General features: G+C 65.0%; 12 protein-coding genes and 3 pseudogenes. 11 read left to right on the forward strand and 4 right to left on the reverse strand.

What is annotated here, in order from left to right; translation table 11 throughout:
* Positions 1–50 precede the first annotated feature (50 nt).
* On the reverse strand, positions 51–434 hold the full coding sequence (locus tag ACZLMO_RS02175) for a helix-turn-helix domain-containing protein (RefSeq protein WP_463652726.1): 384 nt from the start codon (positions 432–434) through the stop codon (positions 51–53).
* 56 nt (positions 435–490) lie between these two features.
* On the opposite strand from ACZLMO_RS02175, the gene ACZLMO_RS02180 reads away from it, so the two are divergent.
* From ACZLMO_RS02180 to ACZLMO_RS02200, 5 genes and pseudogenes are all read left to right on the forward strand, one after another.
* A complete protein-coding gene (locus ACZLMO_RS02180) occupies positions 491–1,363 on the forward strand; it encodes an alpha/beta fold hydrolase (protein ID WP_463652727.1) in 873 nt (290 codons plus the stop codon).
* Between the two features lie 73 nt (positions 1,364–1,436).
* Positions 1,437–1,658 carry a hypothetical protein gene (locus ACZLMO_RS02185; RefSeq protein WP_463652728.1) on the forward strand — a complete coding sequence of 74 codons (222 nt, stop codon included), beginning with the start codon at positions 1,437–1,439 and terminating at the stop codon, positions 1,656–1,658.
* A gap of 78 nt (positions 1,659–1,736) precedes the next feature.
* Positions 1,737–2,042 carry an NIPSNAP family protein gene (locus ACZLMO_RS02190; RefSeq protein WP_463652729.1) on the forward strand — a complete coding sequence of 102 codons (306 nt, stop codon included), beginning with the start codon at positions 1,737–1,739 and terminating at the stop codon, positions 2,040–2,042.
* Between the two features lie 409 nt (positions 2,043–2,451).
* Positions 2,452–2,760: pseudogene (locus ACZLMO_RS02195) on the forward strand (ArsR/SmtB family transcription factor); the annotation flags it as partial.
* A pseudogene (locus ACZLMO_RS02200) lies at positions 2,753–3,196 on the forward strand (SRPBCC family protein). The pseudogenes ACZLMO_RS02195 and ACZLMO_RS02200, both read left to right, overlap by 8 nt.
* A 106-nt stretch (positions 3,197–3,302) precedes the next feature.
* On the opposite strand, the gene ACZLMO_RS02205 reads toward ACZLMO_RS02200, so the two are convergent.
* Complete coding sequence (locus ACZLMO_RS02205; RefSeq protein WP_463652730.1) at positions 3,303–4,469, reverse strand: epoxide hydrolase family protein; 1,167 nt, start codon at positions 4,467–4,469, stop codon at positions 3,303–3,305.
* 4 nt (positions 4,470–4,473) lie between these two features.
* Positions 4,474–5,223: an NAD(P)H-dependent oxidoreductase gene (locus tag ACZLMO_RS02210; protein WP_463652731.1), complete on the reverse strand. Its 750-nt coding sequence runs from the start codon at positions 5,221–5,223 to the stop codon at positions 4,474–4,476.
* Between the two features lie 152 nt (positions 5,224–5,375).
* Here ACZLMO_RS02210 and ACZLMO_RS02215 point away from each other — a divergent pair, with 152 nt between their 5' ends.
* From ACZLMO_RS02215 to ACZLMO_RS02225, 3 genes are all read left to right on the forward strand, one after another.
* Complete coding sequence (locus ACZLMO_RS02215) at positions 5,376–5,666, forward strand: winged helix-turn-helix transcriptional regulator (protein ID WP_463652732.1); 291 nt, start codon at positions 5,376–5,378, stop codon at positions 5,664–5,666.
* A gap of 100 nt (positions 5,667–5,766) precedes the next feature.
* Positions 5,767–6,060, forward strand: coding sequence for a transposase (locus ACZLMO_RS02220; protein ID WP_463652733.1), 294 nt, complete (start codon positions 5,767–5,769; stop codon positions 6,058–6,060).
* Positions 6,057–6,677: a DDE-type integrase/transposase/recombinase gene (locus ACZLMO_RS02225; protein ID WP_463652734.1), complete on the forward strand. Its 621-nt coding sequence runs from the start codon at positions 6,057–6,059 to the stop codon at positions 6,675–6,677. Before ACZLMO_RS02220 ends, ACZLMO_RS02225 begins: the two co-directional genes overlap by 4 nt.
* A 361-nt stretch (positions 6,678–7,038) precedes the next feature.
* Here the strand turns inward: ACZLMO_RS02225 and ACZLMO_RS02230 are convergent, their stop codons facing one another.
* Entirely contained in the window at positions 7,039–7,218 is a 180-nt protein-coding gene (locus ACZLMO_RS02230) for a hypothetical protein (protein ID WP_229116000.1), read from the reverse strand.
* A gap of 33 nt (positions 7,219–7,251) precedes the next feature.
* Here ACZLMO_RS02230 and ACZLMO_RS02235 point away from each other — a divergent pair, with 33 nt between their 5' ends.
* The 3 genes and pseudogenes from ACZLMO_RS02235 to ACZLMO_RS02245 all read left to right on the forward strand — a co-directional run.
* On the forward strand, positions 7,252–7,488 hold the full coding sequence (locus ACZLMO_RS02235) for a helix-turn-helix domain-containing protein (protein WP_411267718.1): 237 nt from the start codon (positions 7,252–7,254) through the stop codon (positions 7,486–7,488).
* Between the two features lie 11 nt (positions 7,489–7,499).
* Positions 7,500–7,898 carry a VOC family protein gene (locus tag ACZLMO_RS02240; protein ID WP_094450497.1) on the forward strand — a complete coding sequence of 133 codons (399 nt, stop codon included), beginning with the start codon at positions 7,500–7,502 and terminating at the stop codon, positions 7,896–7,898.
* A pseudogene (locus ACZLMO_RS02245) lies at positions 7,895–8,362 on the forward strand (helix-turn-helix domain-containing protein); the annotation flags it as partial. The gene ACZLMO_RS02240 and the pseudogene ACZLMO_RS02245, both read left to right, overlap by 4 nt.
* Between the last annotated feature and the right edge of the window lie 70 nt (positions 8,363–8,432).

Raw genomic sequence — 8,432 nt, forward strand, 5'->3', positions numbered from 1 at the left:
GGTCAGCCCACGCCCTTCTCACGATTGATCAACGTCCCCGGTCAGTACATCTAGCGAGTGGCCTGCGGGTACTCCGAAGCGTATCTCGTGCAGTCCGGGCATCGGGTGAGGAAATCATGCGTGCAGCCGATGACGTGTTCGAGGAATTTCTCCGCGTCTTCCAGCTGAGCACGCTGTGAGCGGATCCATCGCAGCCTCTGCTCGATGACCTCAGTACGCCCCTCGTCGTCTCTGTGAAGCACAAGGCGTATCTCCGCAAGGCTCATGCCTATGCCCTGGCAGGCCTGAACGATGCGCAGACGTCGGATGTGCTCCTCGGTGTATACCCGATGGCCCGATGCGGCACGGTCTGGAACGACAACCCCCATGTCGTGCCAATGCCGCAGGACATGAATATCGACGCCGACCCATCTGGCAACCTCACCGATCTTCAACGTCGCGCGCCCTTCCGTCTTGACCTCAGGTTAACCTGAGGTTTTAGCCTTACTCCATGATGACACACGAGCCGCTCCTGCCCGAGCCGATCCCCGTAGTCGTTGACGGGACGTCCATCGCCACCCGGATTCTGGAACCCACACGCCCAGCGGCGGGCGACGTTGTCCTGTGCCATGGCACGCCATGGTCCTCACAGGTCTGGGGACGCGTCGCGCGGGAGCTAAGCCGTGACTATCGGGTGCTCCTCTGGGACATGCCGGGTTATGGCGACTCGGAGAAAGGACCGACTGTGGCGACCGACCTGCCCACGCAAGCGGAGAGGCTGGTCTCCCTCATGCAGGCATGGGACGTTCAGCGGCCTCATGTGGTCGCGCACGATATCGGCGGCGCGGTCGCACTGAGAGCTCACCTGCTGCACGGTCTTGATTACACCGACTTGTTCCTTTGGGATATCGTCACACTCGAGCCATGGGGATCGCCCTTCTTTCAACTGGTGGCAGCGAACGCACATGTGTTCGCACAACTCCCGGCGAATCTCCACTGCGCCTTGGTGAAGGAATACATCGCCGGTGCCGCCTTGTGGAATCTGTCCGACCGGGACATCTATGCGCTCGCATCTCCTTGGTTGGGTCCCGTCGGGCAGGCGGCTTTCTACCAGCAGATCGCCGCGCTCAACGTCGGCGACACCCGCCCTGTGGTCGAGAGGCTAGGCTCCACACGTTGCCCGACGCGCATAGGCTGGGGTCGAGACGATCCTTGGATCCCCCTTAGGCAGGCATACAGACTTCAGTCCCGGATTCCCGGCGACCCTGACGTTGTCGTGCTTGACGACGTGGGGCATCTGTCCCCCTATGAAGACCCGTCCGCGGTATCATCGGCTCTTCGCGATTGGCTTACGCGATTCCCGCAGGGCCCAGACATGATTTAGGCCGTGTCATTGCACGCGAACGCAGCGCTGTCGCCCGAAAGAAGACTCCCTGCACAACGCGCACAACGGGAAAGTGGAGCGCTACAACCACATCCGGACTGAAGAGTTCCTCGACGCGCGCACCTGGCGCTTCGATCAAGAGCATGCTGACGGCCTCTTGCCTGGAATCTGCACTACAACTACCAGCGACCTCACGGTTGCACCGCGGACAACCACCAGCGTCAGCCACGCCGGCCGCCGTCAACAAGGTCAAGGCTTCATGCAACTAGATGTACTGATCGGACAGGTTGATTGATCGGGCTTGCCGTGTTTGGGGGGCTCGGCTCGCGAGACGGCCGAAGTGCAGGCTCGGCATCAATGATTAGGATGAAAGATGATCACCTGCGTCGTCCACTACACCATCGACCCCACCAAGCTGGACGCCTTCGAGGAGTTCGCTCGAGAGTGGATTCGTCTCGTCAACAAGCACGGCGGCACTCATCACGGCTACTTCCTGCCCGCCGAAGGCGCCAGCGACCAGGCCGAGGCACTCTTCAGCTTTGAGAGCTTGGCTGCCTACGAGACATACCGCGAACGCTTCGGCGTCGATCCGGAGTTCATCGAGGCGGATCTCATTCGCGACCGTTCCGGTTGCGTGATCCGCTACGACCGGACCTTCATGCGCCCCCTCACACAGTGAAGAACCCCGCGGCCGCAACGCCCAGCGGCGCTTCTACAGCCTCCAGTGCCAGAACCGGGGCAAGTCGGCCACATATCGAGCACGGAACGTCCGCACCTAGCGACTGTCCTTCGATCAACGTGTCCGGTCAGTACAGCTAGGGGGGCTTGGGGGGCGGGTCTGCTCCGTCGACGAGGTGACTCAGCCACCTGCCCGCTCTGGTGCACGGGCGCGAACGTGACGTTTCAGCGTCTCCCGAAGGCGGTCAGAAAGACGGCCGAGGCATCCGCGGAACAGGCTCGCGACCTCGGCTCGATGCACTGCTCCAGCCTGAACCCCTCTTGACCCGGCCCGCTCATCTCCTAACATGTAAGCAGTTACTTACGCATGGAGGTGTCCCACGACCGACCAGCTCAGCAGCCAGTTCGCCGCACTGGCAGACCACACCCGACGCGACATCGTCAGCCGCCTGACCCACGGGCCCGTCACGGTCTCAGACCTCGCCGCCCACTACCCCATGACCAGGGCTGCCGTCTCCCAACACCTCTCCGTGCTGGAAAAGGCATCCCTGGTGACCCGGGTCCGCCGCGGCCGATGGATCGAATGCCAGATCTCCCCTGACGGACTCCGCGCCACCGCGACGTGGCTGGAGCAGCAGCGCAGCGAGTGGGAGGACCGTCTCGACCGACTCGAAGCCCACCTCACCCGAGAAGCTCCCTATGAGGGACGCCATGACTGAGAAGACGACAGGATTCACGCTCACTCGCCACCTCGATGCCACCCCCGAAGAGGCATGGAATGCCTGGACCGACCCGACAGAGATCGCCCGGTGGTGGCACCCGGAAGGCGCCACCACCCCGGAAGACAGCGTCGAGGTCGACGCCCGCGTCGGGGGGCGTTATCGCTACGCCATGGTGAACAGCCAGGACGGCACCCGAGTGGAGACCGGAGGGGTCTACCGCGAGATCGAGCCGCACTCGCGCCTGTCCTTCACGTGGGGAGAGCCTGACGCCGACCCGGACTAGACCCCACTGCTGACCCTCACCTTCGCCCCGGAGGGAGAGGGGACCCTTCTGACCCTCGAGCTGCGCGGCGTGGACGGCCACCCGGGCGACGGCTTCTTCTACGACGGCTGGGTCTCGACCCTCGACTCGCTGTCGTCCTACCTGGCCTGAATAGAGCACTGGATGTACTGACCGGAGACGTCGGCCAGCCACGAGAGGGGTGGCTGGAGTCCTCGGGCTGCATGGGGCCGGAGGGACGCTGACGCCGCAACGCGTGTCATGCGTCCATGACGGCCGACAGTCCTGCACGAAGGTCGTTCAGGAAGAACGTGGGTCTCTCCAGGGAAGGGAAGTGCCCCCCGGCGTCGGGGGCGACCCAGTGCACGATCCGGTGGAAGCGCTCCTCGGCCCAGGCTCGGGGGGTCTTGGAGATGTCACCGGGGTAGGTCGTCACCGCGGTGGGCACGTGCACCTGGAGAGCCGGGTCGAGTGCATTGTGGCTCTCGTAGTAGATGCGCGCAGCCGAAGCCCCAGATGCCGTGAGCCAATAGAGAGTCACATTGTCCAGGAATACATCCATGGGGATGACCTCGAAGGGGCTGTCCGCGGTGTCGGTCCACTCGGCGAACTTGTCCAGGATCCAGGCGAGCAGGGCGACGGGGGAGTCGACCAGCCCGTATCCGATCGTCTGGGGCTGGGTGGCCTGCACCTTGGCATACGCCAGCCGCGTCGCCTGAAATCGCCGTGTCTGCTCGGCCCATGTCACGGCGTCGTCGTCCAGGCCGTCCGCCGGGAGATCGGGCGGTCCTTCGGCGAACGTCGTGTGGATTCCGATCGCGTGGTCGGGAAAGCGTCCGCCCAGCAGGGTCGTGATAACCCCACCCCAGTCGCCCCCATGGGCCAGGAACCGTTCGTAGCCGAGCCGGGACATGAGGTGGACCCAGGCTGCGGCGATCCTCTCTGTGCCCCAGCCGGTCGTCTCCGGCTTGCCGCTGAACCCGAAGCCAGGGAGCGAGGGTGCGACGACGTGGAAGGCGGGAGCTGAGGTGTCGGAGGGGTCCGCCAGCTCGTCGAGCAGGTCGATGAACTCCACAATGCTCCCGGGCCAGCCATGTGTCAGGACGAGCGGGACGGCATCGGCACGCGACGAGCGTCGGTGCAGGAAGTGGATGCTCAGGCCGTCGATCGTCGTCGTGTACTGATCGTGTGCGCACAGTTTCCTTTCGAATGCGCGCCAGTCGTAGGCCGAGGCCCAGTAGCGGGCGAGATCCTGGACCACCCGCAACGGTGCTCCCTGGGACCACTGGCCGGTCGGCGAGTCGGCGCCCGCCACGGTCTCAGCCTCAGGGAATCTGGTCGTCTGCAGCCGGGAGCGCAGGGCGTCCAGCTGTGCGGCGTCAGCGTGGAAGGAGAACGGGCGGATTGCGGTGTCGTGAATCGTCATGGCTTCAGGCCTCCAGATGGATCGACAGGCCGCTCTCGCCCGGCCTGATGTGCGGTTTGAGATCCCACTGGTCGCTGTAGTCGCCGCTGAACTGCCGGCGGTACGGCAGGGGGTCGTCGGTGAAGAGTCTCGAGAGGCGGTGCTCCAGTGTCGCCAGCACGTCGGGAAGCTCGCCTTCGTCCAGGACGTCGGCCCGGGGGATCGGGATCGGCCGAAGGACGTCCATGCCGGTGTAGGCGAGAGTGCCGTGGAGCAGGCCGAACAGCAGCTCGTGGATCTCTCCGCTGATTCCGCGTGGGCCGATGGCCGCGGGACGGTCTCCGAGCGTGGTGATCACCAGCGCCCTCGTACCACGGAACGGGCCCTGCTCGAAGCGCAGCCGTCTGCCTGTCTCGGGGTCGGTGCCGAAGGCGAATCCGGCTGTCAGCACCCGGTCGAACCACCCCTTGAGGATGGCAGGCACCGAGTACCACCACATCGGAAACTGCAGGACGACGGCGTCGGCCGCGCGGAGCTTGTCCTGCTCCTCGGCCACGTCGGGAGCCAGCCGCCCCTCAGCGTAGGCCTGACGGATGTCGTGTGAGGGGCGGAATGGGTGCGGGGCAGGGGTGATGTCCTCGGGGCTCAGGACGGGCGACCATCCCATGGCGTAGAGATCGGACGTGATCACCTCATGGCCGGTCTTCTCGAGCCGGTCGACACTGTGGCGGAACAGCGCTCCGTTCAGGGAGGCAGGGTCGGGATGGGCGAGCACCCAGAGGATTGTCGATCGGCAGGACATGAGTCCAGGCAAGCACTTGCCTTCATCAAGGGGAAGAACCAACATTGACGGCACATACCGTCATTCATGGCCGTAAGGAGGAGTGCATGCGCGGGCCTGTTCGGCAAGCGATGGAGGTGTGCCCGGTGGAGGTGGCCATCGCGGTCCTGGGAGGGTCGTGGAAGCTCACGATCGTGAAGCACCTGCAGGAGGGCACGCTGCGTTCAGCTGAGCTCGGGCGCCGACTGCCCGCCTGCCCGCCTCGCACACTGACCCGGCAGCTGCGCGAGCTCGAGGAGGACGGCATCGTCCAGCGGACCGTCTATCCGGAAGTTCCGCCGCGTGTCGAATACGCGCTCACGGACCTGGAGCGGACCCTCGGGGCGGTCGTCACGAGCATGAACGCCTGGGGCAAGGACTACGCAGCCCAGGTCTGAGCGGTTCCTCAAGGGCTCGTGGCGCAGGGGGGGACTGCTGCACGGATAGGTGACATCTGAGTTGGCTTGCCCGGCCAGGGCGGGCTGGAAGGATGTTGTTATGCCTAAGCCGTACCCCAAGGAGTTTCGTGAGGACGTCGTTCGCGTTGCTCGTTCGCGTGAAGCGGGCGTGACGTTGGCGCAGGTCGCGAAGGACTTCGGGATCCATGAGATGACGTTGAACAAGTGGTTGCGCAAAGCCGACGCCGCCGAGTCCGGCCCGGCAGGTGTCAGCGCGGCCCAGGACAGCGAGCTGCGTGCGCTTAAGCGCCGCAACCGGCTGTTGGAGCAAGAGAACGAGGTGCTGCGTCGAGCGGCGGCGTACCTGTCGCAGGCGAACCTGCCCCCAAAATGATGTTCCCGCTCGTCCGCGAGCTGGCCGGCAAGGACGCCCGTATCCGGGTGCCTGTGTCGGTGACGTGCCGGGTACTGAAGTTGTGTCGTGCGCAGTACTACCGCTGGCTCACGTCCCCGGTCACCGCCTCCGAGCTCGAGTGGGCACATCGCGCCAACGCGTTGTTCGACGCCCACCGTGATGACCCCGCCTTCGGGTACCGCTACCTCCACGAGGAGGCCACCGACGCCGGGGTAGGCATGTCGGCCCGTACGGCGTGGCGGATCTGTTCAGCGAACGCCTGGTGGTCGATCTTCGGGAAGAAGCGTTCGGCTCGTCCTCGGCCCGGACCGCCGGTGCACGATGACCGGCTCGCGATCGAGGACGAGGTGGGCCGCGTCACGCATGACTTCACCAGCACGACGGCACCGAATCAGGTGTGGCTGACCGACATCACCGAGCACTGGACCGACGAAGGCAAGCTCTACCTGTGCGCGATCAAGGACGCCTACTCCGGGCGGATCGTGGGCTACAGCATCGACTCACGCATGACGTCGCACCTAGCTGTTGCTGGCCATGACCCTGTTGACGCGCGCGGAGCGCCGCTGGCTTTGAGGGTGAGGATTCAGCGGATGTGATAATGCGGCGGTGGAGTTGCGTCAGGCATGTCGGGCCTCGGGCATCGGCGTGGTGACCATCAGCGAGCACAATGGCCAGCCTCGCCTGCATCGAACCGTGCCAGCACTGTCAGCTCGGTTGGTAGTGAGCCTGGACGGCCCGATTGAAGTTCGGTACGGCGCGAACGTAGCGCAGGCCCCGGGGTTCGTCGCGGGGCTGATGCGGCCGGGCCTCGCGAGTCCGACTACCACGCTGCGCTCAGGGCAGCCAACGGCCTACGTCGAGCTGTCTCCATCGGCACTGCGGCGTCTGACAGGGGTACCGCTCAGCGAGGTGGACGCAGGCGGTGTCAGCACTGATGCGGTTCTGCCATGGGTGACCTCACTGGCCGAGGAACTGACAGATCATCCCGTCGGTTACCGCGAAGGTGTCTTGCGAGCCCGACTCCTTGAGCGACTGAACCGGGATGATCACCCCACCGGAGCCGAGGACGCGCTCCAGGCGCTGGATCTCATCCGCGCGACCGGAGGTGCGGTCTCGGTTGAGGATCTCGCGTGCCACGTGCACCTGAGTGCGCGGCGCTTGCGGTCCGTAATGCTGGACACACTAGGAACCACTCCAAAATTTGCCTCCCGCGTGGCCCGTCTGGGGCGCGCGGTGAGCCGCGCCAGCGCGGGGGCGGGCTCCTGGGCCGAAGTAGCAGCAGAGTCGGGCTACCACGACCAGAGCCATCTGGTACATGATTTCCGCAGGCTCATGGGCACGACCCCGACGGGGTGGCTGGATGAGGAGGGCCGAAATCTACAAGGCTGGCAACGCCCCGCTCCATGACCGTTGGAGGCATGAACCTCCAACTAATCCCCAAACTGCTGGTCTCCGATGCCGACGCAGCGATCACGTTCTACACCCAGGCACTCAACGCACGGGTCAACCTCCGAGTCGCAGATGACCAAGGCGTGGTGAACCACGCTGAACTCGCGCTCGACTTCGTCACCTTCGCCCTGGCGCAGAGTGTGGAGGAGTGGGGTTGGAACGATCCACTCTCAATGGGCGGCTCGCCCGTCCTGATCATGCTCACCGTGCCGGACCCCGACGCGACAGCGGACCACATGGTGGAGCACGGGGCGGAAGTGGTGCTTCCAGTCGACGACCGTCCCTACGGCAAGCGACAAGGCCGGGTCAAGGACCCGTTTGGCCACCTGTGGGTCATCGGTGGAGAGCTCCGGGGCCAGTCCAAATGACCCACCGGAATGCTCCGCTATCGTTCGAAGGTCGAAGACGACTCATCGAGCGCTGCCGAACACGACCGATCGCCCACGTTGCCGCCGACATGGGGATATCTCGCGCCTGCGCCTCGAAGTGGGTCAATCGCTACCGCCGCCACGGCGAACTCGGCCTGCTCGACCGTCCCTCGACGCCACGTCGGCAGCCGACAGCCACCCCCGCCGAGGTTGTAGCGCGGATCGAAACTCTGCGTCGCAGCCACAAGTGGTCCGCTTCGCGGATCGCGTTCGAACTCGAATCCGAAGGCATCACCATCAGTCGGCGCACAGTGACCCGGCACCTGGCCGCCCTTGGGTTGAACCGCCGACGATCCATTGATCTCGACGGCGATTCCAATCGAGCACCCCGCAAGATCACGGCTCGGTGTCAAGGGCCGTTGAGTTCTGCCCATAGGCGGTCAGTGTTTCGTCCCGCTGGTGGCCATCAGAACTGCCCACTGGTGGCCAGCTGGTTTGCCCGCTTGGGTGGTGATGCTGGCCACCGTGATGGGA

Source organism: Georgenia sp. G2120 (assembly GCF_055326485.1).